The sequence below is a fragment of the Rhodanobacter koreensis genome (assembly GCF_054782855.1).
This window is the reverse complement of record NZ_BAAGRR010000001.1, coordinates 1,000,962-1,026,144: the sequence shown is the minus strand read 5'-3', so window position 1 is coordinate 1,026,144 and position 25,183 is coordinate 1,000,962. Positions and strand designations below refer to the sequence as shown.

Sequence of the window (25,183 nt, the reverse complement as noted above, 5' to 3'; positions counted from 1 at the left end):
TGAACAGGTCAGTTCTTGTCGCGCAGTGCCTGCAGCACGCGCTCCAGGTAATCGTGCAGTTGTGTGCTTTCGATCGGGCTCAACGAGCGTTGCGCCGCGGCCATCACGCGCTCGCTGCATACCGAGGCGGTGTTCTGCCATACCGCAATGCCGGCGCCGGTCAGCTCGATCCGAAGTGCCCGGCGATCCTGCTCATGCGGGGAGCGGCGCAGGTAGCCCTTGCGCTCCAGCTGATCGAGCTGGCGCGTCATCGCGCCACCATCGAGTTCCACCGCGCGGGCCAGCTCGGTGGCCGAGACCGCGCCCAGCTGCTGCGCCTTCTTCAGGATCAGGTACTGGGTAAAGCTCAGGTCGAGGCCCTGGCTGGCCAGTTCCGCCTCGATCGCGCGCACCATCTCGGAGCGCACCATGGTCAGCAGCATGCCGAGGCTGGCCGTGTGTGGATCGGACGCGCCGGAGAGATCGTGGGAGGGTGTGTTCGGCTTCATGCTGCGGCATTCTATTGCCGAAAGTATATTTGTCAAGGCAAATATGTGTCAGTTTATGTTTGTTTGAGCAAAATTTCGCTTCGGCTAGACAGATCGGCCAGCTCATCGGCCAGCCATGCGCGCAGGGCCGGGTCACGGATCTCGAAAAGTTCGAACACGCCCAGAGCCCGCAGTGCGGGTAATTGGGCCAGCAACCTCGGCTCCATGGCACGGCGCACGGCCTCGGGTGTCGCCGGATCAAGCATCTGGTGAGCGCAGGCGATGAAGGCTTCCACCGGCGACGCGGCGGCCCTGGACTTCGTGGAAATCAGTTCAATCGGTGGCATGGGCATCCTCGATATGTGGCGTCGCGACATGGCGACACTCTTGCTCAGGACGGGTGAGTCCCGCCCGATGTGACGGTGCTCGGGACAGGTATTTGTCTGCGTGGGAGAAACCGCGAGCGGCGGCAGCGGCATCTGTTCCGGCCGTCAGGCGGTCCGGAAGGTCACAGCTTAGGCAGGCGCGCTGCAATCTGATAACGTTATTTGGTCAACTTATGTCGAGAATCAGCCATGCCACCTTCCAAGGAGCAGGTTCACGAACTGATCGAGCAGGTCGGCGGCCCCGCGCTGATCGCCTACCGGATCGAGCGTGAAGCCGCCAGCGAATACGGCGAGGACACCCAGACCTACGACTGGCACCGCCATCTGCGCGGGCAGTTCTTCTGCGTCGAGAGCGGCCTGGTCCACGTGCATACCGAGCACGGTTCGTGGTTGCTGCCGCCGCACCGTGCCGGCTGGATGCCGCCGGGTGAACTGCACACGGTCAGCATCAGCGGGGTGATGAGCGGCTGGGGCGTGTTCATCACGCCGGACATCGACCACGGCCTGCCCGCGCGTCCCTGCGTGATCGGCATCACCGAGCTGCTGCGGGCGCTGGTCCATCGCGCCAGCTCGTGGACCTGGCACGAGCGGCTGGACGCCGAACAGGAACGGGTGATGGCGGTGCTGCTGGACGAGATGCGCCGCGCGCCGCACGAACCGCTGCACCTGCCGATGCCGCTCGACCGCCGGCTGCTGCGCATCGCCCAGGCCGTGCTCGAGCAGCCGCACGACAACCGCAGCCTGGAGGACTGGGCTACCTGTGCCGGGTTGTCCGCACGCAGCCTCAGCCGGCTGTTCCGCGCCGAGACCGCGCTGAGTTTCGCGCAATGGCGTCAGCAGGCACGGCTCAGCCGCGGCCTGGAACAGCTGGCCGAGGGCGTGCCGGTGGCCAGTGTGGCCGACGCGCTGGGCTACGTCAGCGTCAGTGCCTTCGTGGCGATGTTCCGGCGCAATTTCGGCCAGCCGCCGGCACGCTATTTCGCACGCAAGCCGGCGCCGGCCTGATTGCGGCAGCGGTGACGAACATAAGCGGCGCTTATCGCCACGATCACTAAAACCGCATTGGCTTATCGGATGGGCCGGACTTAGCATGCGCCAACGCCATTCCCGCGTTGTCGACAAACCTGCGAGGCCGCCATGTTCCGTCCCTTCGTCACGATGCTGCTTGCCCTCAGCCTGCTGCCTGCCGCGGCCTTTGCCGGCGACAATTTCTGGCAGACGCCCACCATCCATGGCGCCGGCAAGATGCACGCGTTGCCGCAGGCGGCGTATCAGCCCGATCGCAATGCGACCTACAAGGTGGTGTTCAGCCTTAGCAAGGCGGGCGACAAGCCCGGCGAGGTGAGTCCGTCGCTGGATCACGTGGCGCGTGCGGTGAACCTGTATGTCAGTGCCGGCGTGCCGCTCGATCACCTGAAATTCGTGGCGATCGCCTCCGGCGGTGCCACGCCCATCGTGCTGAACGACGAGCAGTACAAGAAGGCGTACGGCGTGGCCAATCCGAACCTGCCGCTGATCGAGCAACTGCGCAAGGCCGGTGTCGATATCGCGGTGTGCGGCCAGGCCGTCGCCGAACACAAGTTCCAGTACGACTGGGTGGATTCGCATGTCACGCTGGCATTGTCCGCGCTGACCACGGTCACCGTGCTCGAGCAGCAGGGTTATGCCCTGATGCCGCTGTGATCCACGCGTTGCCGGGGAAATACGCGATGCGCCATTTCGTCATGGGCCTGCTGCTGGCGGCCAGCTTCGCCGTCAGCGCGGCCGACAAGAACGACTACCTGCCACCGTGGAATCCGCCGCCGGCCGGCCTGCAGTTCAGCGTGCCGCCGGTGGATGCGATCGCCGACCTGCATGGCGACATCGTCGATCCGCAACTGGTGCTGTTCTTCGCCGGCAACCAGTTCATGGTGGTGCACGACCTGCTGGAGGCGTTCAAGCAGGCGCATCCGCAATACCAGCGGATCTACGCCGAGACCTTGCCGCCGGGCATCCTGGCGAAGCAGATCGAGAGCGGTACGCTGGTGATGGGCAACCTGCGCATCACGCTGAAGCCGGACATCTATACGGCCGGCAAGGGCGCCATCGCCGACAACCAGCAGAAGCATGGCTGGTTCGCCGACACGTATGACTATGCGCGCAATCCGCTGGCGATCCTGGTGGCGAAGGGCAATCCGAAACACATCACCGGACTGGCCGATCTCGGTCGTGCCGATGTACGGGTAAGCATGCCGAACCCGGCGTGGGAGGGTATTGCGAAGCAGATCGAGGCGGGCTACCGCAAGGCCGGCGGCGATGCGCTCGATCACGCCATCATGGACAGCAAGGTGAAGGACGGCAGCACCTTCCTCACCCGCATCCATCACCGGCAGTCGCCGCTGCGCGTGCTGCAGGGCGAGTCGGACGCGGCGCCGGTGTGGTCGACCGAGGCGTACTTCCAGCAGCAGATCCTGCATCACCCGGTCGAGACGGTGGCAATCCCCGCAGCGCAGAACGTCACCGCCACCTATACCGCCGCTCGCATGAAGGATGCGCCGCATGCGCAGGCCGCGAAGGATTTCCTCGCCTTCATGCAGAGCCCCGCGGCGCAGGCGGTGTATCGCAAGTACGGCTTCCTGCCGCCCCATTGAGGAGAGCCGTGATGCCCGGTCCAGATCTGCGATGGATGACGCTCGGCATCGGCCTGGTCGTTGCTGCCGGCTTGCTGGCCGCGCCGGCCCATGCCACCGATGCAGCCGCGATCACCACTCAGGGCAACGGCAAGGGCGCGGCGCCATGCGTGGCCTGCCACGGCGTCGATGGTGGCGGCCAGGCCGTTTCCGGCAATCCGCGACTGGCCGGACTCGACGCGGTCTACCTGCAGAAGCAGCTCGATGATTTCGCTGACGGTTCGCGCAGCAGCCCGGTGATGCAGGCGACTGCGACGGCGCTCAGTGAAGACGAACGCCGGGCACTGGCGAGCTACTACAGCCAATTGCCGATACCACCCGCGCTGGCGAAACCGGCTACCGCGATGCCGGCCGCCGACAGCGTGGGCGGCGTGCTGGCCACGCGAGGACGCTGGAGCAAGCAGGTGCCCGCGTGCGTGCAATGCCATGGTCCTGCCGGCGTCGGCGTGGGCGCGCACTTCCCGCCGCTGGCGGGGCAGCCGGCGGCGTACATCGAGGCGCAGCTCAAGGCATGGCAGCAGGGCACGCGGCACAACGATCCGCTGCAGCTGATGCAGCATCTGTCCGCTGCGCTCGGTGCGCAGGACATCGAGGCGGTGGCGGCATGGTTCGCGGCACAGCCGCTGGATGCGAAAGGAGCCAGGCCATGAGGACTCTGCCCGCATGGGCCGCCGTGGTCATCGCGTTGTGCGTGTCGAATGGCTGCTCGGAGAAGGCCGCGAACACGACGGCCACCGGACCGGCGCCCGCGTCGTCGGTCGCGGCGACTGCGGCCAAGGCCGCCTCGCCCGCATTCACGCCACCTTCCGAAGCGGAGATCCCGAATGGTCCGCTCGGCGACGTGATCCGCCAGGGCCGCGACATCTTCACCGACACGCCGGAACACGCGCAGGCGTATGTCGGCAACGGCCTCAGCTGCAGCAACTGCCATCTGGACGCGGGCCGGTTGGCCAACTCGGCGCCGTTGTGGGGTGCCTACGGCATGTACCCGCAGTACCGCAAGAAGAACGGCCACGTGAACAGCTTCGGCGAGCGCCTGCAGGGCTGCTTCCGTTTCAGCATGAACGGCAAGGCACCGCCGCTGGACAGCGCCGAGATGGTCGCGTTGGAAACCTATGCGTGGTGGATGGCGAAGGGCGCGCCGGTCGGCGTGAAATTGCAGGGCGCCGGCTACCCGAAGCAGGGCTTCAAGCCGCCGCAACCGCCGGACTATGCGCGCGGCGAAAAGGTCTATGCGGCGAACTGCGCGCTGTGCCATGGCGCCGACGGGCAGGGCCAGCAGGTGGCGGGGCGCAACGTGTTCCCGCCGCTGTGGGGGCCGCAGTCGTTCAACTGGGGCGCCGGCATGCACGAGCTGGACAACGCCGCCGCCTTCATCAAGGCGAACATGCCGCTCAGCCGCGGCGGCACGCTGAGCGACCAGGACGCGTGGGACGTGGCGATGTTCATGGATGCGCACGAGCGCCCGCAGGACCCCCGCTACACCGGCAACCTCGCCGAGACACGCAGCAAATACCACGACACGCCGATGTCGCTGTACGGCACCAAGGTCAATGGCCATCTGCTGGGGGCACCACCCACCGCGCACTGACCTTGTTGCCCTGTCGGCGCGCATATAGATTCACACCCCGAACATGCGAAATCATGGCGCATGCAGTTCCTGCCGGCTGACCGTGCAACGAGCTGGTGCCAGGACCCGACCCGGAAGCACATCATGCAGCGGCCCGAAGTGAAGGCGTTCTTCCACGAACCGACGAATACCTTCAGCTACGTGGCGTGGGATCCGGCCACGGGGCAGGCGGTGGTGCTCGATGCCGTGCTCGATTACGAGGTGGCACCCGGGCGCATTCGCCACGATTCGGCCGATGCCGTGGTCTCGTTCGTGCAGGCCGAAGGGCTCGATGTGGCGTGGGTGATCGACACCCATGTGCACGCCGATCATCTCTCGGCGGGTGCGTACATCCAGTCGAAACTGGGCGGCCGGCTCGCCATCGGCGAGCATATCCGCACCGTGCAGCGTACCTTCGGCAAGCTGTTCAATGCCGGCGATGCATTCCGCACCGATGGCAGCCAGTTCGATCATCTGTTCGCGGATGGCGAGCGCTATAGGGTCGGCGGCATCGAGGCGACGGCGATCGCCACGCCCGGCCACACACCGGCATGCATGACGCATCTGATCGGAGATGCGGCCTTCGTCGGCGACACCTTGTTCATGCCCGACTACGGCACCGCCCGTTGCGACTTTCCCGGCGGCGATGCCGCCATCCTGTATCGCTCGATCCAGAAGATATTCGCGCTGCCGGGTGAAACGCGGATCTTCCTGTGCCATGACTACAAGACCGCCGGCCGCGACGCATTCGCGCACGAGACCACCGTGGCCGCGGAGCGCCAGGGCAACATCCACGTGCACGAAGGCATCGGCGAAGCCGAGTTCGTCGCCATGCGCATGAAGCGCGATGCAACGCTGTCGATGCCGCAGCTGATCCTGCCCTCGGTACAGGTGAACATGCGTGCCGGCCATCTGCCGCCGGCCGAGGACAACGGCGTGCGTTACCTGAAGATTCCACTGGACTCGATCTGAGCGCCGATGCCGCTGCATCGGCGGGAGAGAACACCATGCAGATTCACAGACTCACCGAACAGCTCAGCGTGGCTCCGCAGATCTCGCCGGAAGACATGGCCGAGCTGGCGTCGGCCGGTTTCCGCGGCGTGATCAACAACCGGCCGGACGGCGAAGCGGACGGCCAGCCATCGAGCGCCTTGCTGGCGGCGGCTGCGGCCTCGCATGGCCTCGCCTATCGTTATTTGCCGGTGGTCCCCGGCCAATTGTCCAGCCAGGATGCCGTGGATTTTTCCGATGCGCTGCGCAGTCTGCCGTCACCGGTACTGGCGTTCTGCCGCAGCGGCACACGCTCCTGTTCGCTGTGGGTGTTGCAGGCAGACGGTGACGCGGATGCGGTGCTCGACACGGCACGCCGGGCCGGCTACGACCTGCAGTCGTTGCGGCCGAAAATGCTCCGGAGCGGACGATGAGCGCACCTGCCATGCGCCGGATGCCAGCCGAGCAGCTCGCCCCATTTTGCGCGACCCATTGAACCGCGCCCTCGCCAGGAAGCCCCGATGGATCATCTGGCTGTGATGCAGGCCCTGCTCGCCATCGCGTGTGGCTCGCTGGTCGGTTTTTCGCTGGCGCTGATCGGCGGCGGCGGCTCGATTCTCGCCACGCCCCTGCTGCTGTATGTCGTGGGGATACACGATCCGCATCTGGCCATCGGCACCAGTGCGACGGCGGTGGCGGCGAATGCGTACGCCAACCTGATACCGCATGCACGCGCCGGCCACGTTCGCTGGAAGGTCGGATTCACCTTCGCGGCCACCGGCGTCATGGGTGCGCTGGTCGGCTCGACCATCGGCAAGGCGATCAACGGTCGGCATCTGCTGGCGCTGTTTGCGCTGCTGATGCTGGTAGTGGCCGGGCTGATGCTGCGCGGGCGGCGCGGCGGCGGTCCGGATCGCTATCCGCTGCCGCATATGTATCCGCGGCTGGGCGCGGTGGGCTTCGGCGCGGGCAGCCTGTCGGGCTTCTTCGGCATCGGCGGCGGCTTCCTGATCGTGCCCAGCCTGATGTTCGCCAGCGGCATGGAGATCATCCATGCGATCGGCACCTCGCTGTTCGCGGTGGGCACGTTCGGCCTCACCACGGCGGCCAACTACGCGCGCTCCGGCCTGGTCGACTGGCCGGTCGCGGCCGAGTTCATCGGCGGCGGCATCCTCGGCGGCTGGCTTGGCGCGCTGGGCGCCAAGCGGCTGGCGAAGACCCGTGGCGCACTCAACCTGATCTTCGCGCTGGCGATCATCGCGGTCGCGATCTTCATGCTGGTGAAAAGCCTGCGCGCCTGAGCCGGTACTTGTCTCGCAAGCCTGCGCCAGAAACCTCGCGCCGCCCTCTCGAACACCATTCCCCCAAGGTTAGTCATTTCGCCAGGGACGTCATTCTTCCCGGAGCGTTATTCCCCCATGGTCGTCATTCCGGCGAAGGCCGGAATCGCTCTCGAAAGACGAAGAGGTCGTCCACGTTCACTGCCCGATCGGTGTCATTGCCGACGTGATGGCCGTGCCCCCGTTGAAAAGCGATGACCAGCTTCGCTGTTGTAGAGCGCCTCCGGCCTTCGCCGGAATGACGACAAGGGCAAACGGGTATGTCGCGTCGAGAGTGGCGACCTGCAGATCGGCGCACCTTGCGCCAAAACGCTTTCGACGCTACGCCACCGATTTATTCCGGACAGCAGTGGGTCTTCGCCGGGATGACGAGCCAAACGTTCGAGGGGCTCATGAAGAGGTATTCCATCGCTTCAGCCAGTCATGCCGCACAATGACGCCTGGCCGTTCCGGGAATGACGAGTGATCTACGTACTGTTGAGCGTCGTGTGCAGCGTGCTGGTATCGGTGTTGCTGAAACTGGCGCGCCGTTTCGGCATCGACATCGGCCAGGCGATCGCATGGAACTACGTGGTGGCGAGCGCGCTCACCGCGCTGGTGCTGCAGCCGTCGCTGACGGCGTTGCGCGGACCGGGCGCACCGTGGCCAGCCCTCGTCGGGCTGGGCGTGCTGCTGCCGACAATCTTTCTCGCGCTGGGCGCGTCGGTGCGGCACGCCGGCATCGTGCGCAGCGACGCAGCGCAGCGGCTGTCGTTGTTGATCTCGCTGCTCGCGGCGTTCGCGTTGTTCGGTGAACAGCTCAGCGGACTCAAGGCGGCAGGCATCGTGTTGGGACTGCTCGCCCTGCTGTGCATGGTCTGGCGCAAGGAACACGGTAGCGCTGACAGCGGCAGTGCGGGCTGGCTCTATCCGTTGCTGGTACTGGTCGGTTTCGGCACCATCGACATCCTGTTCAAGCGAGTGGCGCTGGCCGGCGTACCGCTGGGTGCGTCGCTGCAGGCGATGTTCGCGCTGGCGCTGCCGGTCGCCTTCGCGCTGCAGCTGTGGCGCCGCTTGCATGGCGACACCCGCTTCACCATGCGCAGCGCGCTGGGCGGCGCGGCGCTCGGGCTGGCCAACTTCGGCAACATCCTGTTCTACCTGCGCGGCCATCGCGCCTTGCCGCAACATCCTGCGCTGGTGTTTGCCAGCATGAACATCGGCGTGGTCGCGCTCGGCGCGCTGGTCGGTGTGCTGGTGTTTCGCGAGCGGTTGAGCCGTCTCAACTTCGGTGGCGTGCTGCTGGCCCTGCTGGCGATCGTGATGATTGCGCGCAGCTAGCATCGCGCAACGGGGAGGTGACTTCTGGGATATGAAAGCCCGTGGCATGGGTGCCTATGCTGCGGCTCCCCGGGGCGGGTTGCGCCTCAGCCAGTCCAGGATGCACCTTCATGCGCAAACTTCCCCTCGCCGCGGCGCTCGCCGCCCTGCTGCTCGGCAGCGTTGCAGTCGCCGCTCCCGACAAGAAGGACGACAAGGCCAAGCCCGAAACGAAGCCGGATGCGGCGCTGCTGCAGCCGCAGTCGTCGAGCAGCGAGGGTTCGGTGTCGGTCGAGGGGCACCGCATCGACTACAAGGCGGTGGCTGGCACGCTGGTGCTGCACGGCAGCGGCGACAAGGAGAACGAGCCGGAAGTCAGCATGTTCTATGTCGCCTATTTCAAGAAGGGTGCCGAGGCGACCAAGCGGCCGGTTACCTTCATCTACAACGGCGGCCCCGGTTCGGCCACGGTGTGGCTGCACATGGGTGCGTTCGGGCCGAAGCGTGTGGTCACCAGTGACGACAGCCATACACCCGCGGCGCCGTACGGCCTGGTCAACAACGACTACAGCCTGCTCGATGCTTCCGACGTGGTGTTCATCGATGCGCCCGGCGCCGGCTTCAGCCGCCTGATCGCGGCTGACGAGGACAAGAGCAAGCGCGAGGAGCAGATGAAGGATCGCAAGAAGGCGATCTATGGCGTGGACGGCGATGGTCACGCCTTTGCCCAGTTCATCACCCAGTTCCTGTCGAAGTACGGGCGCTGGAATTCGCCGAAGTACCTGTTCGGCGAAAGCTACGGCACCACCCGTTCGGCGGTGCTGGCGAACATTCTGGAGAACGAGAACAGTGTCGACCTGAATGGCGTGATCCTGCTTTCGCAGATCCTCAATTTCGACACCAGCATCGACGGGCCCGAGTTCAATCCGGGCATCGACCTGCCTTACGAGCTGGCCTTGCCGACCTTCGCCGCCACCGCGTTCTATCACCACAAGCTGCCGCAGCAGCCGGCGGAACTGGAGCCGTTCCTGAAGGAAGTGGAGCAGTACGCGACCGGCGATTACGCGCAGGCGTTGATGGCGGGTTCGCGGCTGAGCGATGCGCAGAAGCAGACGGTGGCGGAGAAGTTGAACCAGTACACCGGCCTGCCGGTGGCTTATCTGCTGAAGGCGAATCTGCGGGTCAGTGGCGGCATGTTCGAACACGAGCTGCAGACCGGCGAAGACACCACCACCGGCCGGCTGGACAGCCGCTTTGCGGGACCGTCGATCGATCCGCTGAGCAAGGAGTCCGACTACGACCCGCAGTCCTCGTCGATAAGCTCGGCCTATATCGCCGCATTCAACGACTACGTGCGGCGCGACCTGAAGTTCGGTGACGGCCAGCAGTACCGCGAGTATGCCGACATCGACCACTGGGATTTCTCGCACAAGGCGCCGGGCGTGCATGGCGAGGCGCTGCAATCCTCGACCAACGTGATGCCGGACCTGGCTACCGCGATGAAGACCAACCCCAACCTCAAGGTGTATTTGAACGGCGGCTACTACGACCTGGCCACGCCGTTCTTCGCCGCCGACTACGAGATGCACCACCTGCCGATCCCGGCCAGCCTCGATAACAACATCAGCTACTCGTGGTATCCATCCGGGCACATGGTGTACGCGCACGAGGCGTCATTGAAGCAGTTGCATGACAACGTGGCACGGTTCATCGAGCAGACCGACAACGTCAGGCATTGAGGATGCTTTGAATGGCCTGCTTTGCTGGCTCCCCGGTCTCCGGACTTGCGAGAAGACCCGTACTTTTTGTCGTCATCCCGGCGCAGGCCGGGATCGCATCTTGCCGATGACCCACGTCAGCTGTTGTGAAGCGATTCCGGCCTGCGCCGGGATGACGACATTGGGACGATGAGGCTCCCTTGATGTTGCTGTTGGAGGGCAGGGACTTTCGGATTGCCGTCATTCTGGCTAGCGCCGGGATGACGGCAAAAACGCGGGTCATTCGAAGTTCCCGCCCGGACGTTCAGCGTCTGGGCGGCGCGGTATGCCGCGGCGCGGTCGATCCGCGCACCACCAGCTCCGGGCTGAAGCCCTCGTTGATGCTGCTGAGCGGTTCGCCGTTGGCCTCGCGCTGCAGGTCGGTGATCAGGCGTTGTGCCGCGTGCCGCGCGATTTCCTCGGTGGCCTGCCGTGCGGTGGTCAGTGCCGGCCACGATTGCTTGGAGAACGGGCTGTCCTCGAAGCCGGCGATCGACAGGTCATACGGCACGTTGATGCCGTCGGAGTGCGCGGCCGCCAGCACGCCGGCGGCGATCTCGTCGTTCGAGCCGAAGATCGCGCTGGGCCGATCCTTCAGCGCCAGCAGCTTGCGCGCGCCGCGGAAGCCGTCGTCGAAGGTGTAGTCGCCTGGCACGATCAGCTTGCGGTCGAGCGCGATGCCGTAATCCTTCAACGCATCCTCGTAACCCTGGTAACGCTCGGGGCTGGAGCGGTGTTCGCGACCACCCCACAGGAAGCCGATGCGCTGATGACCGAGCTGGATCAGATGCTCGGTGATCGCATAGGCAGCGTCGCGATCATCCACGTAGACGCAGGGGTAGCCGTCCTGCGGGTCCCTGCGCGCCGAGATGATCCGCATGAACGGGATCTTCGCCTCGCTTAGGGTGCGGATCAGTTCCACCTGCTCCGACATCGGCGGCGCCAGCACCAGCCCGGCCAGGCGCGAGCGGCGCACCAGCTCGCACAGCTCGTCCGCAAGCTTCGGCGAGGACGAATCGCACGGATGGATCTGCAGACCGAAGCCGCTGGTACGGCACACCGACAGCACGCCGCGCTGAAGGTTGATGATGTAGTGCGCGTTGGGGTTGTCGTAGACCAGGCCCAGCGCATAGGCACGGGTGCTGCGCAGGCTGCGCGCGGAAGGATCGGGCTGATAGCCGAGTGCGTCGATCTCGCGTTGCACCTTCTCGCGTGTGCGGGCATGCACCGAAGGCTCGTTGTTGATCACGCGCGAAACGGTTTTCAGCGAGACGCCGGCCCGCTCCGCGACATCCTTGATGGTGGCACTGCGCAACAGCTGAACCTCATGCATCGAGTTATGGGGCGCCGCAGCGCCTCGTGCATCCTAGCGTATGGTCATGACCGGAGCGAACACGCGCTTCAGCCGGCATGTTCCTGACCGACCCGGTGACCGCGCATGCCGTAATACAGGATGTACAGGTAGCACGGCACGATCACGATCACGAAGGCGAGCTGGAAGTCGATGTGCTGCTTCAGGTGCACGAAGGCCTGCGGCAGCAGGGCGCCGCCCACGATGCCCATGATGAGCAGGGCCGAACCCAGCTCCGTGTGGCTGCCCAGGCCCTTGATCGCCAGCGGGAAGATCGCCGGCCACATCATCGCGTTGGCGAAACCCAGCGCGGCGACAAAGGCCACCGACGCATAGCCGTGGGTGACGAATGCGCCCAGCGCAAACAGCACGCCCAGCACCGCCGACACGGCCAGGTAACGTTGCTGCGAGATGACGCGTGGAATCAGCAGCGAGCCAAGAACGTAGCCGGCCAGCATGGCCACCATGGTGTAGGTGGTGAAGTGCGAAGTGACCTGCAGCGGCAGGCCGAATCCCTGGCCGTAGGTATTGATGGCGTCGCCCGCCATCACTTCCACGCCCACGTAGAGGAACAGGCACAGCACGCCGAGCCACAAATGCGGAAAGCTGAAGATGCCACCCTTGCCGTGGCCCACCGAACTTTCGCTGTTCGCGCCGGCCGGCTTGATTTCCGGCAGCGCGGAAAAAACGATCACCACCGCGATCACCACCAGCAGCCCGGCCACCGCCATGTAAGGCCAGAACACACGCGCGGCGAATTCGTTGAGCAAGGCATCGCGATCCGGGCCGGTCGGCATCGCGGTGACTTTTTCGAGAAAGGCGTCGATGCCCTTCAACACCAGCACACCGAACGCCAGCGGCGCCAGCGCACCGGCGATCTTGTTGCAGATGCCCATGAGGCCGATGCGCTGCGCGGCGCTTTCGATCGGACCGAGGATGCTGATATAGGGGTTGGACGCGGTCTGCAGCAGCGACAGGCCCGCGCCGATCACGAACAAGCCGGTCAGCGCGCCGGGGTAGATGCGGATGCGCACGAACGCGCCGAACAACGCCGCGCCGATGGCCATCACGAACAGGCCCAGCACCATGCCTTTCTTCATGCCGGTGCGCTTGAGCACGGCACCCGCGGGCAGCGCGAGCACGAAATAGGAAACGTAGAACGCGAACGGCACCAGGAATGCGTTGATGTCGTCCAGCGTGAAAGCCACCTTCACGAAGGAGATCAGCGGCCCGTTGAGCCACGTGAAGAAACCCATGATGAAGAACAGCATGCCGATGATCAGCATCGGCCCGAGATGGGTTTGATCCGTGCGGTCGGACGGCGCCGCCGCCAGCATTGTTGCCATGAACTGCTCTCCCCGATGGTCGGCTGTGCCGGTGCCGGTCGAATGACCGGGACAGCCGCGAATGTCTCCTTAATCGCCGGAAAGTGCAACGTTGTCAATCCGCATTGCGCCAGGGCGGCTTGTCTGACGTACCGATTGAGCCGTAAAGACGGCCGTGCCGCATCACTTTTGCGGCGTTGCGAGATGGCGGTCATGCATCGCAAAAACCTTCTGCAATGCGCCAAATAGAGCCATTGCGAGGATTGCTTCGAGTGGTTTTGCCGAATGCCCCGGCGGCTATGCTGCATTGCCGTATCGAATGTTCGAGAAATTTTTGTCGACCCCGTTGACAACGTTGTCATTTTGAAGACAGACTCCGCCGGAATCAGGTCCATGCCCGGCTACGGCGAACCATCGCTGCACGCATCAGGGCAAGGCCGATCACGGGGAGGGTGTCGAGTGGGGGAAGTCGCCAACCAGCGTCATGCAGCGGAGCCGTCGACGGTGAACCGGGCGGGTGCGTCGTCTTTCGGCGAACCGTTTCTGGCTGCGGATGTCGGTGGCACGCATGCGCGCATCGGCCTGGTCGTCGGCAGCGCTGCCGACCGTCGTCCGGTCAGCGTGCTGCACTATCACCGCTACAGCTGCGCCGACTGGTCGGGTCTCACCGCCATGCTGCAGGATTTCGTCGGGCAGCTGTCCGGTACGCCGCATGCGGCTGCACGCGAAAACCTCCGTCATTGCGCGGTGGCCTGCGCCGGTTATGTGCTGGACGACGCCATCGTCAACGAGAACCTGCCGTGGCCGGTGTCGATCCGCGAGCTGCGCGACGGCCTTGGCATCCAGCGGCTGGCCGTGATCAACGATTTCGAGGCGGTGGCCTACGCCACGCAGTTCATCGAGGCCGGCGAGACACGCTCGATCATCGATGCCGTGCAGCCGGTGGCCAGCGGGCCGGTACTGGTGATGGGGCCGGGCACCGGACTGGGTTCGGCGGTGCTGCTGCCGGGTCAGCCGCGGGCACAGGTGCTGGGCACCGAGGCCGGACAGGTTTCGCTGGCACCGGGCACCGAACGCGAGATCGAGATCCTGCGCGTGCTCGGACGCGAACGTCCGTACGTGTCGTTCGAGGATGCACTGTCCGGGCCGGGCCTGCTCAAGCTTTATCGCGCGCTGTGCGAATTGCGCGTCAGCCCGGCGCGGTTGCTGACGCCGGCCGAGATCACCGGCGCCGCACTGGCAGGAAGTGATGCTGCCGCGGTGGAGGCACTGGAAGTGTTCTGCGGCCTGCTCGGCAGCTTCGTCGGTGATCTGGTGCTGCTGTACGGCGCCCGCGGCGGCGTCTATCTGGCCGGCGGCATCCTGCCGCAGATCCAGCCGTTCCTGCTGGCCAGCACATTCACGGCGCGCTACTTCAACAAGGGCGTGATGCGCGCCTATCTGCAACAGGTTCCGGTACGACTGATCGAGCACGGCCAGCTTGGTGTCATTGGCGCCGCAGGCTGGTTTCTGGACGGACAGCAGGGAGCGTGAGATGAGCCCGATCCAGTGACACGGCGCCAAGCCAACCGCCACACAAATCCACGACCGTCGTCATGCCGGTCCCGATTCGAGCCAGCCTCTGAGGGGAGGACATCATGAATTACCGCAAGACATTGCTAGCCGCCAGCATCATCACCGGCCTGTGCATCTCCGGCACCCTGTTCGCGCAAGACAGCGAACAGGCAACCGGCGCCAACAACACCAACACCAACACCAACAGCCAGAGCAAGCAGGACCAGGCCAAGGCCAGGGAGCAGGCCAAGACGCTGGGCACGGTGATGGTCACCGGCATCCGCGAAAGCCAGGCGCTGTCGCTGAATACCAAGAAAGATTCCGTCTCGCACATCGAGGTGGTGTCCGCCGAGGACATCGGCAAGCTGCCCGCCAAGAACGTGGCCGACACCATCGAGCAGTTGCCCGGCGTGAACATCTCCGACGCGGCCGGCGCCGAAGGCGGCTTCGACGAGGCCGATCGCGCCAGCATCCGCGGCAGTGCGCCCTCGCTCACCCTGACCACGCTCAACGGACATACGGTGGCCTCGGGCGACTGGTTCATCACTGGCGGCGGCGGCAGCCGCAGCGTCAGCTATGCCATGTTCCCGTCGGAAATCGTCAGCCAGGTGGTGGTGCACAAGGGCTCCGAGGCCAGCCTGCTGGAAGGCGGCGCCGCCGGCTCGATCGACATCATCACCCGCAAGCCGCTGGAATTCGGCAAGCAGTTTTCCGCCGAGGCCAGCGTGGGCGGCGTGTATTCCGACCTGCCGGGTGACACCAAGCCGCAGTTCAACGGCCTGGTCAACTGGAAGAACAGCGACAGCACATTCGGTGTGATGCTGCAGGGCTTCTACGAAGATCGCGACCTGCAGCGCGATGGCCAGGAAATGCTCGGCTATTCGTACATTCCGACCGGTTCGGCGCTGGCCAACCAGCTGGGTCTCAAGGCTGCCACGCCTGGCAGCGCCAGCACCGGCGTATTCTATCCCAACCTGCCCGGCGCAGCGCTGTTCACCCAGGAGCGCAAGCGCAAGGGCGGTTCGATCGATCTCGAGTGGAAGGCGCTGGACAACCTGACCTTCAACCTCGATGGCTTCTATTCCAAGATGGATGCCACCGACTACAACCGCAATTACATGCTGCGCCTGCGCGACAAGCTGCCGGGCGACACGCTCTCCAGCTACACCCTCGACGGCAACGTGCTGACCAGCGCGGTGGCGCAAGGGCAGGCCGGGGTATCGCAGGGCATCTACGACATGATCTCGCGTCCGGGCGAGAGCGAATCCAGTTCGTATGTCACGCTGGACGCGGACTGGCAGGCTACCCAGAACCTCGACTTCAAGTTCCAGGGCGGCTTGACCCGCGGCACCGGCAACACGCCGACCCAGGACATCATGGAGATGGATACGGGCTACGGCCAGGGCGCCAGCTACGCGATGAATGGTCTTGGCAAGCCGATGAACTGGACGCTCGGCGGTACCAACGGTGCCTACAACCCGGCCACAGTCGGCCTCGACTGGATCTTCGGCGATCAGGACGTCCACGTGATCGACAAGGAACACTGGTTCCAGGCCGATGGTGAGTTTGATTTCGACGATGCCGGCGCGCTGTCCTCACTGCAGTTCGGCGTACGTTACGCCAAGCACACGCACGACAGCCCGACGGCCGTTGCCCAGGGCCCCAACTTTGCGTCGGGTATCAACCCGGGTGTTCCATTGGATGCCGCGAATTCCGGATTCCCTAACCCACCCGCGGTTGGTGGCAATTATCCGGGCAGCTTCGCCAGTGATCTTGGCGTGGGCCAGATGCCAGGCGGCATCTGGTATTGGTCGCCCAGTCAGCTGGCGCAACTGAACGCGCTGTATGCGAATCGCAAGGTGACCAACGATCCCGGAACCTCGCGTTTTTATCCGAATGACATTTACGCCATGTCGGAGAAGAACGACGCCGCCTACATGCAGGTCAACTTCGCCGGTGATCGCTGGAGCGGCAATGCCGGCGTGCGCTACGTCGGCACCACCGAGAACATCGGCTATACCAGCCCGACGATCCAGGAGGCCAATTACGCCCAAGGCACACCGCCCTCGGCGTTCTATCCTTCCGGCTGGTACTGGAACTACTACGACCATCACTACGGCAAGCTGCTGCCCAGCTTCAACCTGAAGTTCAATCTGAACGACGACGGCAGCCTGCTGGCACGCTTCGCCGCCTCGCAGACACTCACGCGTCAGGACTACGGCCAGCTGGCGGGCTTCCTGTCCCTGAACGATCCGCAGAGTCCAACCGGCGAGGGTTCCGGCAGCGGCCCGAATCCGCGACTGAAACCCATCCTGTCCACCAACTTCGACGCGTCGCTGGAGTGGTACTACTCGGAGCGTGGCCTGTTGTCGGCCAGCGTGTACGCGATGGATCTGAACAACTACTACGATTACGGCACGACCACCGGAACCTATCTCAACAACTACCTGACCTACGGCGGTAGCACAACCTACCCCAACCCCTCGCACACGCCGGTCTACAACACTTATCTGGTCAGCATTCCGGTCAACGTCAATGGCAACCTGAAAGGCGTGGAGCTGAACTGGGTGCAGCCGATTGGCGAGCATTTCGGCACGTCGGTCAACTACACCTACAGCAATGGCCACTCGTCCGGCGGCACGTACCTCTACAACGCCGACGGCACGCAGGGCACCGGTGTATCCGCAGGAAACCGCCCGCTGTTCGGTACCTCCAAGAACACGGCCAACGTGTCCGCGTTCTACGAGGACAAGCAATGGAACGCCCGCATCAACTACACCTACCGCTCCTCGTTCTACGACGGCATGATGCCGGTGACCACCGGCTCGCTCGGCAACACCATGCCGTTGCTGCCGTACTACCAGGCGGGCGCGGGCTACCTGTCGTTCTCGGCGGGCTACAAGCTCAACGACAACGTGAGCTTCTCGTTCGATGCGATGAACCTCAACAACCCGACGCTGCGCTACTACGCGATCGGTTCCCAGGCCGGCCTCGGCTTCGGCAAGGTGCCGGAAGCGTTCTACACGAACGGCCGCCAGTACTACCTCAGCGTGAACTTCAAGCTCTGATCCGCTAGCGCATCACCGCGAGCCATGGACGGCTTCGCATCCTCCCCGAACGGGCCCTGTGACACTTTCCGGGCCCGTCTTTTTTTGAGGCGTCTGCGCAGTCACGCATGGCATGCTGCAACGCCTGCGATGGAGATTGCCGATGACACGCCGCCCGTTCCTGTCACTGTGTGGATACCTGCTGGTCGCTGCCACCCTGGTGTCACGCCCGGCATGTGCCGCGCACGCGGCCGAGACAGCACCCTATTCGCTGATTCCCCTGCCGGCCCGGATCGACGCCGGCGCGGGTCGTTTCACCGTCGATGCGCATACGCCGATCGTGGTCGCCGATCACAGCGGCTCGACCCGTCATGCCGCGGACTATCTAGCTGAACTGCTCGCGCGTACACGCGACCTGCGGCTGTCGGTGCATCGTGGCGACGTGGTAGCGCACGCCATCGTATTGCGACTGGATCCGCACGCGCCGGTAGCCGATCGCGAAGGCTACGCACTGGACGTCACGCCACAGGGCATCGAAATCAGCGCGCGGGATGATGCCGGGTTGTTCTACGGCGTCGTGACGCTGTGGCAACTGCTCACCCCGGATGCGCAGCATGGTGCGGTGCAGTTGCCGGCCATGCATATCCGTGACCAGCCGCGTTTCGCCTGGCGCGGACTGATGCTGGACTCGGCGCGGCACTTCCAGTCGGTCGCCGAGATCGAGCGCTTGCTCGACCAGATGGCCCAGCACAAGCTCAACGTCTTTCACTGGCACCTCACCGACGATCAGGGCTGGCGCATCGAGATCAAGCGTTATCCCGAACTCACCCGCATCGGTGCCTGGCGCACGCCGCCGGATGCGGGACACGACGGCGAGCCGCTGCGCTATGGCGGCTTCTACACGCAGGAGCAGATCCGCCAGGTTGTCGCCTATGCCGGTGCGCGTCACATCACAGTGGTGCCCGAGATCGACATGCCCGGTCATGCGCAGGCCGCGGTGGCGGCGTACCCCCAGCTTGGCGTGACCGGCAAGCGTCCCCTGGTCTCGGTCGACTGGGGCGTCAATCCGTACCTGTACAACGTGGACGACAGCAGCTTCGATTTCATCGAGCATGTCCTCGATGAGGTGATGGCGTTGTTCCCGTCGAAGTACATCCATGTCGGCGGCGACGAGGCAGTCAAGGATCAGTGGCAGGCTTCGCCCGCGGTGCAGGCGAAGATGCATGCGCTCGGCCTTAAGGACGAGGACGCACTGCAGGGCTGGTTTATCAACCGCATCGGTCAGTACCTCGCCGCGCACGGCCGCCAGCTGGTGGGCTGGGACGAGATCCTCGACGGCGGTGTGCCGGCCGATGCCACGGTGATGTCGTGGCGTGGCGTCAAGGGTGCGGTCAAGGCTGCGCAACAAGGACATGACGTGGTGCTGTCGCCCGCGCCCGACCTGTATTTCGACCAGTTGCAGAGCGATAACGCCGACGAGACGGCCGGACGCATTCCCGCGCAGAGCCTGGCCCACATATATGCGTTCGAGCCGGTGCCTAAGGAGCTCGATGCAACGCAGGCGAAACATGTTCTGGGCGCGCAGGCCAACGTGTGGACCGAGCACATGCCGACGATGAAACACGTGGAGCATGCGGTGTTTCCGCGGCTGGACGCCTTGAGTGAGGTGGACTGGTCACCGGCGATGTCGCGCGACTGGAACGGTTTCCTCGCCCGGCTGCCGGCGCAGTTCAGCCGCTATCGTACGCAGCACATCGGCTATGCCGACAGCGCGTTCGCGCCGGACATCCGGCTGGACCACAACGCTGCGCTGGCCAATGGTACGGCGCAGGTCACCCTGTCCGATCAGGCCGATCATGGCGGGCTGCACTACACGCTGGACGGCAGCGTCCCCGATCAACATTCGCCGCTGTACCACGCGCCTTTCGCGGTGAAGCTGCCGGTCACGGTGCGTGCGGCGACGTTCGCAGTCGACGGCGCCGAGCTGGCTGCGCCACGTCAGCGCGTACTCGATCGTGCCAGCCTGCTGAGCCTCGGCGGCAACGAGATGCCGAATTGCCCAGGCAGCGATTTCCGTCTGCGCGTGCAGCCGATGCCCGATGCCGCCACGTTGGCGCCGGTGTACAGCATCAACGTGTTCAACACTTGCCAGTTGTATCCGGCCACGCCGATGGACGGTGTGGCGGCGATCCACGTCGATGCCGTGCGACTCGAACGCAACTACGCGCTGGCGCATGAGCAGAAACTGGTGGTGTCCCGCCCGCACAGCACGCCGTTCGGCGAGTTGGTGGTGCATCAGGATCAATGCGACGGCCGGGTGCTGGCCAGCTTGCCGTTACCCGATCCGGCACACAGTGCGCGACGCTTCGCGCTCGATGCGGCGCTGCCCGCGCAGCAGGGCGAACACACGCTGTGCCTGATCTACACCGCGCCGATCGATGGTCCGTTGTACGCACTGGATCGGGTTGCGCTGCTGCCGGCCTCAACGAAGCCGTGAACGCATCGCCGCCGCGACTCGCTTCGCTCGATGCGTTGCGCGGCTGCATCGTGGCGGCGATGCAGCCGGTCGGCGACTGGGGACATGTCTACGCTTCAAACTTTGATGCCGCTAGCGACGACCGCGCAGCGCCTTGATGAACAGGCCCATCGCCAGCAGGCCGAGCATGAAGCCGGCCCCCGCGCCCCACAGCGCGCCGACGGAGCCGTCGATCAGATAGCCCACGCCAAAGCCCAGCGGAAACAGCAGCAGCAAGGGCAGGCATCCCATCGACGTGGTCCCGCGTCTATGGCGTCGCCGCCGGTTCCGGCAGCGAGGGTGGGTGGCGCAGCAATGCATGCCTGGCCAGCTGGGTATCCGCGGCCGACAGTTCGATCAATGCTGCGACCTTGCCGCCGACCAGGGCGGCGATCGCCACGCCGTCGCGGTACAGCACGCGCGAGCCGGTCAGCGCCGGCACCTTGTCGCCGACCAGCACGGTGCCGACCAGGTTCAGCGGATCGCTGCCGCTGAGGCAGACCAGCTCGTCGTCGTCCGCGCGCTGGCGTACCGCGCGCAGTGGCGCGATCGCCTCGGGAAGGGCGAATTGCTCGCCGACCAACCCCTCGACAAAACGCCCGCCGCGGATTTCCCCGCGTGCTTCCAGCCGGTGATATACGCGCAGCAGTTCGCGCCACGACGGCAGCCACGGTGCCTCGCGTTCCAGCAGCTTCCAGAACACCACGCCGTAACGACGCAGCAGGGTACGGGCGATGTGTTCGATCGCGTCGGGATCATGGGCCGTCTTCGTATCCGGCAATGGCGTCACGTTGCGGGCCAGTGCCCAACGCCCGGCATCCTCGATGCCGTTGAGCAGATGGCGGCGCAGGCGACGGTGGCGGCCACCCTCGCGCTTTGCCGCCGGCAACAGTAGTGCGCGCAGGCCGGCAAAGCTGTCGGCGCTGACGCGACCGGCAGCAACCAGTTCGCCGAGCGCGTCCTCCAGTTCGGTGCGCAGCAGACGGGTGGTGCCGAGCAGCTCATCGAAGAACAGGGCGCCTTGCTCGCGCAGCGCATCGGCGACCGCCTGAGCGCGCGACGACAGCAGGATGTCCTGCACGTTTGCGTCGGCAGCGATGGACGTCCACACGCTGATGTTGCGACGTGGCAGCAACACGATCGGCGTGCTGCGCAGCGGGCCGCCACCACCGCCGGTGCCGGCGCGCAGACGGGCCCAGCTGATTCGGCCGGCACGGCAGAGTTCGTCCAGCCAGCTGATCGAGTAGTCGTCGATGCGCGCCGGCAGGAGCTCCGCTTCCCAGGCACCGGCTGCGGCTTCGTAACCTTCGAGCTGTGCCAGCGTGGCGCTCAGGGCATCCGGCCCGCTGCGCCGGGTCGCCGCCGACACGTGCTGCCAATCGAACAGGAAGCGCATCAGCTCGCGCCGGCTGACCGGTTCGATCTCGCGGCGCAGCCGGCCGATGGTGTAGCGGTGGATGCGCGCCAGCAGATGCCGCTCGCACCATTCCGTATCGGTGGCGTCGGCGCTGAAGCGACCCTGCATCACATAGCCTTCGGACTGCAGCCGCAGCAGGGCATGTTCGATGTCACGGGGTTCGACCGCCATCGACTGCGCCAGCGCCGCCACGGTGACCGGGCCGAGTCCGCCGAGGCGATGGCGCACCAGTTCCAGCAGGGCATCCTCGCGCGACCATGCCTGTGCGGCGTATTCGGCGGGAGCGGCGATCGGCGGTTGCATCGCTGCGGTGGGATGCAGCGTCTGCCACAGCGGCAACTTCTCCGCGGACGTCCAGGTTCCTGTTTCCGCGGAAGCGGCGTTGCCGTCGACGGCAAGCCGGGTCGCGCGCTTCGTTTTTGCGAGCACCTGCAATCGCTCGCTCCAGCCGGTGTTGGCAGCCACTTCCGCCATGGTCACAAAACCCAGCAAGGTCAGTGCCTCGTGCATCTCGTCGGCATCGCGCACCTGCGGCCATGCTTCCTCGCGCACGGCGGCAATCGCCTCGGGATCGAGCCGGCCGAGATCGTCGGCACGGTCGGACTCGTTCCAGCGCCGCGTCTGCACAGCCTGGGTGCGGCGCTCCTCCAGCGGTGCATCGTCGAGGAACGCATACGGCGCGGCATTCAGTACTTCGGCGGCGAGCGGGCTGGGTGCGGTGAGGTCGCGCGCGACGACCGTGATCTCGCCCGCTTCCAGCCGGCGCAGGATCTGCAGCAGGCCATCGATATCCATCGCCTCGCGCAGGCAGTCGTGCATGGTCTGGTTGACCAGCGGATGATCCGGTACTTCGCGCTCGCCGACGATGTTCTCCAGGCAGGCGACCTGATCGGGGAACACGGCGGCGAGCAGGTCCTCGCTCTTCATCCGCTGCAGCGGTGGCGGCGTCTTCTTGCCGCCGGTGAAGCGCGGCAGCGCCAGCGCCGTCACCGCGTTCCAGCGCCAGCGCGCGGGAAACAGCGGCGCGTCGAGCAGGGCCTGGATCAGCACGTGTTCCGCGGTGTTCGAGTGCAGGTAATGCGCGACTTCCTTCAGCGGAAAACTGTGGCTGGTCGACAACGACAGCACGATCGCATCCTCGGTCGCGGCCGCCTGCAGCTCGAAGTTGAACTGGCGACAGAAGCGCTTGCGCAGCGCCAGACCCCAGGCACGGTTGATGCGGCTGCCCCAGGGCGTGTGGATCACCAGCTGGGTGCCGCCGGACTCGTCGAAGAAGCGTTCCAGCACCAGCGTGTGCTGGGTCGGCAGTACACCCAGCGCGGCTTTTGCACGGGCCAGGTAATCGGCCAGTTGCTGCGCAGCCGCTTCGCTCAAACCGAGCTGACCAGTCAGCCATGTCTGCGCGGCGGCCGTGCCGCCGGCATCCAGTTGTTCGGATATTTCATCACGCAGCCGCGAGACGCCGTACGACAGTTCCATGCTGCGCCCGGGCGCCTCGCCCAGCCAGAACGGGATGCTCGGCGGCGCGCCTCGCGCGTCCTCCACCCGCAGGCGATCGCGCTCGACACGCTGGATGCGATAGCTGGTATTGCCGAGCTGGAAGATGTCGCCGGCCATGCTCTCGACCGCGAAATCCTCGTTCACCGTGCCCACGATGATCGCCTGCGGCTCCAGCACCACCTTGTAATCGGCGGTATCGGGAATGGTGCCGCCGGAGGTCAGTGCGGTCAGCCGCGCACCGCGGCGTGCGCGCAGCTGACGATGCACGGCATCGCGGTGGATATACGCCGCGCGCGCGCCGCGCTGGGTGGCGAAGCCCTCGGCCAGCATGCGCACCACTGCGTCGAAATCGTTACGTGCGAGGTTGCGATACGGATAGGCGCGACGCACCAGGTCGTACAGCGCGTCCTCGTCCCATTCGGTGCAGGCCACCTCGGCGACGATCTGCTGCGCCAGCACGTCGAGCGGTTGTGGTGGCAGGATCAGCGCATCCAGTTCGCCACGGCGCACGCAATCCAGCAGGGCGGTGCATTCGATCAGGTCGTCGCGGGTGGCCGGGAACAGGCGCGCCTTTGGCGTGCCGTCGATGCTGTGGCCGGAACGACCGGCGCGCTGCAGGAAGGCGGCGATCGAACGCGGCGAGCCGAGCTGGCAGACCAGGTCGACATCGCCGATGTCGATGCCCAGCTCCAGCGAGGCGGTCGCTACCAGCACCGACAGTTCGCCGCGCTTGAGCCGTTGCTCGGCATCCAGGCGCAGTTCCTTCGACAGGCTGCCGTGATGCGCCGCCACGGTTTCCTTGCCGAGCCGCTCGGACAGATGCCGTGCGGCGCGCTCGGCCATCCGCCGCGTGTTGACGAAGATCAGGGTGGTGCTGTGCGCCTGCACAAGCTGGGCCAGTCGGTCGTAGACCAGCTCCCAGCTGTCGTTCGACATCACCGCTTCCAGTGGCACCGGGGGGACCTCGATTGCAAGGTCGCGTGCGCGGGCGTGGCCCACGTCGATGATGGTGCAGCCATCATCGACAAGATGAGCATGGCTGTTGACGTTCATCTCCTCTCCGCCAAGGGAAGAGACGGGCGGGGCGCCGACCAAAAAGCTGGCGACTTCCTCGATCGGCTTCTGCGTCGCCGACAGGCCGATCCGCAGCAACTGCCGTTGGCACAGCGACTCCAGCCGCTCCAGCGACAGTGCCAGATGCGAACCGCGCTTGCTGCCGGCGATGGCGTGGATCTCGTCGACGATCACCGTGCGCGTACCGGCCAGCATCGTGCGGCCGGAGGCCGAACCGAGCAGTACGTACAGCGACTCCGGCGTGGTCACCAGGATGTGCGGCGGCAGCTTGCGCAGCAGGTTGCGTTCCACCTGCGGCGTGTCGCCGGTGCGCACGGCGGTGCGGATCGCCACGTCAGGCAGGCCGAGCCTTTCGAGTTCCGCGCGGATGCCTTCCAGCGGCGCTTCCAGATTGATGTGGATGTCGTTCGACAGCGCCTTCAGCGGTGACACGTAGACCACCGTGGTGGCATCCGCCAGCACGCCGCCATGCGCCACACCCTCGCGCACCAGCGCGTCGATCGCCGCCAGGAAGGCGGTCAGCGTCTTGCCCGAGCCGGTCGGTGCGGCGACCAGGGTGTGCTGGCCGGCATGGATCGATGGCCATGCCGCGGCCTGCGCCGCCGTAGGCACGGCGAAGGCATGCCGAAACCAGCCGGCGACGGCCGGGTGGAAATCGTCAAGCGGACTGCGGTCCAGACGCATCGGTGGTTGCCCGTGCGGCGATGGGGAGGGAGACACCCGATCTTATATGGGGATGCCTGCAGCCCATGCAATCGGCCATCGAATCCGCCGCAAACAGCGATATGGATGACGGTGCAGGCGCCGTTTCGGCATGTCACTATTCATGTACGGCCGTCGCAGGTCAGGGGCCCCGCAGGGGAATCCGGCGCGGCCCTCATGC

Annotated in this window: 19 protein-coding genes; 13 read left to right on the top strand and 6 right to left on the bottom strand. The window is 65.5% G+C overall.

What is annotated here, in order from left to right:
- Positions 1-8: 8 nt before the first annotated feature.
- Entirely contained in the window at positions 9-488 is a 480-nt protein-coding gene (locus ACYVKM_RS04305; RefSeq protein ID WP_460876047.1) for a MarR family winged helix-turn-helix transcriptional regulator, read from the bottom strand.
- Between the two features lie 53 nt (positions 489-541).
- Positions 542-814, bottom strand: coding sequence for a hypothetical protein (locus tag ACYVKM_RS04300; RefSeq protein ID WP_460876045.1), 273 nt, complete (start codon positions 812-814; stop codon positions 542-544).
- 228 nt (positions 815-1,042) lie between these two features.
- Between ACYVKM_RS04300 and ACYVKM_RS04295 the strand changes: the two genes are divergently transcribed.
- From ACYVKM_RS04295 to ACYVKM_RS04250, 10 genes are all read left to right on the top strand, one after another.
- Entirely contained in the window at positions 1,043-1,858 is an 816-nt protein-coding gene (locus tag ACYVKM_RS04295) for an AraC family transcriptional regulator (protein WP_460876044.1), read from the top strand.
- Between the two features lie 132 nt (positions 1,859-1,990).
- Positions 1,991-2,536 (top strand): DsrE family protein, encoded by a 546-nt coding sequence (locus tag ACYVKM_RS04290; protein ID WP_460876042.1) that lies wholly within the window; start codon positions 1,991-1,993, stop codon positions 2,534-2,536.
- 26 nt (positions 2,537-2,562) lie between these two features.
- On the top strand, positions 2,563-3,483 hold the full coding sequence (locus tag ACYVKM_RS04285) for a substrate-binding domain-containing protein (protein ID WP_460876041.1): 921 nt from the start codon (positions 2,563-2,565) through the stop codon (positions 3,481-3,483).
- A gap of 11 nt (positions 3,484-3,494) precedes the next feature.
- Complete coding sequence (locus ACYVKM_RS04280) at positions 3,495-4,172, top strand: c-type cytochrome (RefSeq protein WP_460876040.1); 678 nt, start codon at positions 3,495-3,497, stop codon at positions 4,170-4,172.
- On the top strand, positions 4,169-5,113 hold the full coding sequence (locus ACYVKM_RS04275; protein WP_460876038.1) for a c-type cytochrome: 945 nt from the start codon (positions 4,169-4,171) through the stop codon (positions 5,111-5,113). Before ACYVKM_RS04280 ends, ACYVKM_RS04275 begins: the two co-directional genes overlap by 4 nt.
- Positions 5,114-5,236: 123 nt before the next feature.
- Positions 5,237-6,103, top strand: coding sequence for an MBL fold metallo-hydrolase (locus ACYVKM_RS04270; RefSeq protein ID WP_460876036.1), 867 nt, complete (start codon positions 5,237-5,239; stop codon positions 6,101-6,103).
- A 35-nt stretch (positions 6,104-6,138) separates the two neighbouring features.
- On the top strand, positions 6,139-6,555 hold the full coding sequence (locus ACYVKM_RS04265) for a protein tyrosine phosphatase family protein (protein ID WP_460876035.1): 417 nt from the start codon (positions 6,139-6,141) through the stop codon (positions 6,553-6,555).
- A 96-nt stretch (positions 6,556-6,651) separates the two neighbouring features.
- Complete coding sequence (locus ACYVKM_RS04260; protein ID WP_460876527.1) at positions 6,652-7,422, top strand: sulfite exporter TauE/SafE family protein; 771 nt, start codon at positions 6,652-6,654, stop codon at positions 7,420-7,422.
- A gap of 501 nt (positions 7,423-7,923) precedes the next feature.
- Positions 7,924-8,781: an EamA family transporter gene (locus tag ACYVKM_RS04255; RefSeq protein ID WP_460876033.1), complete on the top strand. Its 858-nt coding sequence runs from the start codon at positions 7,924-7,926 to the stop codon at positions 8,779-8,781.
- Positions 8,782-8,891: 110 nt separating this feature from the next.
- Positions 8,892-10,499, top strand: a complete 1,608-nt coding sequence (locus ACYVKM_RS04250; RefSeq protein WP_460876031.1) for a S10 family peptidase — start codon at positions 8,892-8,894, stop codon at positions 10,497-10,499.
- Positions 10,500-10,782: 283 nt separating this feature from the next.
- Here the strand turns inward: ACYVKM_RS04250 and ACYVKM_RS04245 are convergent, their stop codons facing one another.
- The gene (locus tag ACYVKM_RS04245; protein WP_460876525.1) at positions 10,783-11,832 is read right to left on the bottom strand and encodes a LacI family DNA-binding transcriptional regulator; all 1,050 of its coding nucleotides are present in this window, start codon (positions 11,830-11,832) and stop codon (positions 10,783-10,785) included.
- Between the two features lie 86 nt (positions 11,833-11,918).
- Positions 11,919-13,205 (bottom strand): sugar MFS transporter, encoded by a 1,287-nt coding sequence (locus ACYVKM_RS04240; RefSeq protein ID WP_460876524.1) that lies wholly within the window; start codon positions 13,203-13,205, stop codon positions 11,919-11,921.
- A gap of 447 nt (positions 13,206-13,652) precedes the next feature.
- Between ACYVKM_RS04240 and glk the strand changes: the two genes are divergently transcribed.
- From glk to ACYVKM_RS04225, 3 genes are all read left to right on the top strand, one after another.
- Positions 13,653-14,726, top strand: coding sequence for a glucokinase (gene glk / locus ACYVKM_RS04235; protein ID WP_460876029.1), 1,074 nt, complete (start codon positions 13,653-13,655; stop codon positions 14,724-14,726).
- A gap of 104 nt (positions 14,727-14,830) precedes the next feature.
- Positions 14,831-17,815: a TonB-dependent receptor gene (locus ACYVKM_RS04230; RefSeq protein ID WP_460876027.1), complete on the top strand. Its 2,985-nt coding sequence runs from the start codon at positions 14,831-14,833 to the stop codon at positions 17,813-17,815.
- 142 nt (positions 17,816-17,957) lie between these two features.
- Positions 17,958-20,291 carry a beta-N-acetylhexosaminidase gene (locus ACYVKM_RS04225; RefSeq protein WP_460876025.1) on the top strand — a complete coding sequence of 778 codons (2,334 nt, stop codon included), beginning with the start codon at positions 17,958-17,960 and terminating at the stop codon, positions 20,289-20,291.
- Between the two features lie 111 nt (positions 20,292-20,402).
- Here ACYVKM_RS04225 and ACYVKM_RS04220 read toward each other — a convergent pair whose 3' ends face one another.
- Both ACYVKM_RS04220 and ACYVKM_RS04215 read right to left on the bottom strand, forming a co-directional pair.
- Positions 20,403-20,561: a hypothetical protein gene (locus ACYVKM_RS04220; protein WP_460876024.1), complete on the bottom strand. Its 159-nt coding sequence runs from the start codon at positions 20,559-20,561 to the stop codon at positions 20,403-20,405.
- A 16-nt stretch (positions 20,562-20,577) separates the two neighbouring features.
- On the bottom strand, positions 20,578-24,984 hold the full coding sequence (locus ACYVKM_RS04215) for a DEAD/DEAH box helicase (RefSeq protein WP_460876022.1): 4,407 nt from the start codon (positions 24,982-24,984) through the stop codon (positions 20,578-20,580).
- Positions 24,985-25,183 lie beyond the last annotated feature (199 nt).

What these genes read in the sequence shown, in the direction of transcription:
- ACYVKM_RS04305 (WP_460876047.1), bottom strand. Translation starts at nt 488, where the DNA reads ATGAAGCCGAACACACCCTCCCACGATCTCTCCGGCGCGTCCGATCCA.
- ACYVKM_RS04300 (WP_460876045.1), bottom strand. Translation starts at nt 814, where the DNA reads ATGCCACCGATTGAACTGATTTCCACGAAGTCCAGGGCCGCCGCGTCG.
- ACYVKM_RS04295 (WP_460876044.1), top strand. Translation starts at nt 1,043, where the DNA reads ATGCCACCTTCCAAGGAGCAGGTTCACGAACTGATCGAGCAGGTCGGC.
- ACYVKM_RS04290 (WP_460876042.1), top strand. Translation starts at nt 1,991, where the DNA reads ATGTTCCGTCCCTTCGTCACGATGCTGCTTGCCCTCAGCCTGCTGCCT.
- ACYVKM_RS04285 (WP_460876041.1), top strand. Translation starts at nt 2,563, where the DNA reads ATGCGCCATTTCGTCATGGGCCTGCTGCTGGCGGCCAGCTTCGCCGTC.
- ACYVKM_RS04280 (WP_460876040.1), top strand. Translation starts at nt 3,495, where the DNA reads ATGCCCGGTCCAGATCTGCGATGGATGACGCTCGGCATCGGCCTGGTC.
- ACYVKM_RS04275 (WP_460876038.1), top strand. Translation starts at nt 4,169, where the DNA reads ATGAGGACTCTGCCCGCATGGGCCGCCGTGGTCATCGCGTTGTGCGTG.
- ACYVKM_RS04270 (WP_460876036.1), top strand. Translation starts at nt 5,237, where the DNA reads ATGCAGCGGCCCGAAGTGAAGGCGTTCTTCCACGAACCGACGAATACC.
- ACYVKM_RS04265 (WP_460876035.1), top strand. Translation starts at nt 6,139, where the DNA reads ATGCAGATTCACAGACTCACCGAACAGCTCAGCGTGGCTCCGCAGATC.
- ACYVKM_RS04250 (WP_460876031.1), top strand. Translation starts at nt 8,892, where the DNA reads ATGCGCAAACTTCCCCTCGCCGCGGCGCTCGCCGCCCTGCTGCTCGGC.
- ACYVKM_RS04240 (WP_460876524.1), bottom strand. Translation starts at nt 13,205, where the DNA reads ATGCTGGCGGCGGCGCCGTCCGACCGCACGGATCAAACCCATCTCGGG.
- ACYVKM_RS04230 (WP_460876027.1), top strand. Translation starts at nt 14,831, where the DNA reads ATGAATTACCGCAAGACATTGCTAGCCGCCAGCATCATCACCGGCCTG.
- ACYVKM_RS04225 (WP_460876025.1), top strand. Translation starts at nt 17,958, where the DNA reads ATGACACGCCGCCCGTTCCTGTCACTGTGTGGATACCTGCTGGTCGCT.
- ACYVKM_RS04220 (WP_460876024.1), bottom strand. Translation starts at nt 20,561, where the DNA reads ATGGGATGCCTGCCCTTGCTGCTGCTGTTTCCGCTGGGCTTTGGCGTG.
- ACYVKM_RS04215 (WP_460876022.1), bottom strand. Translation starts at nt 24,984, where the DNA reads ATGCGTCTGGACCGCAGTCCGCTTGACGATTTCCACCCGGCCGTCGCC.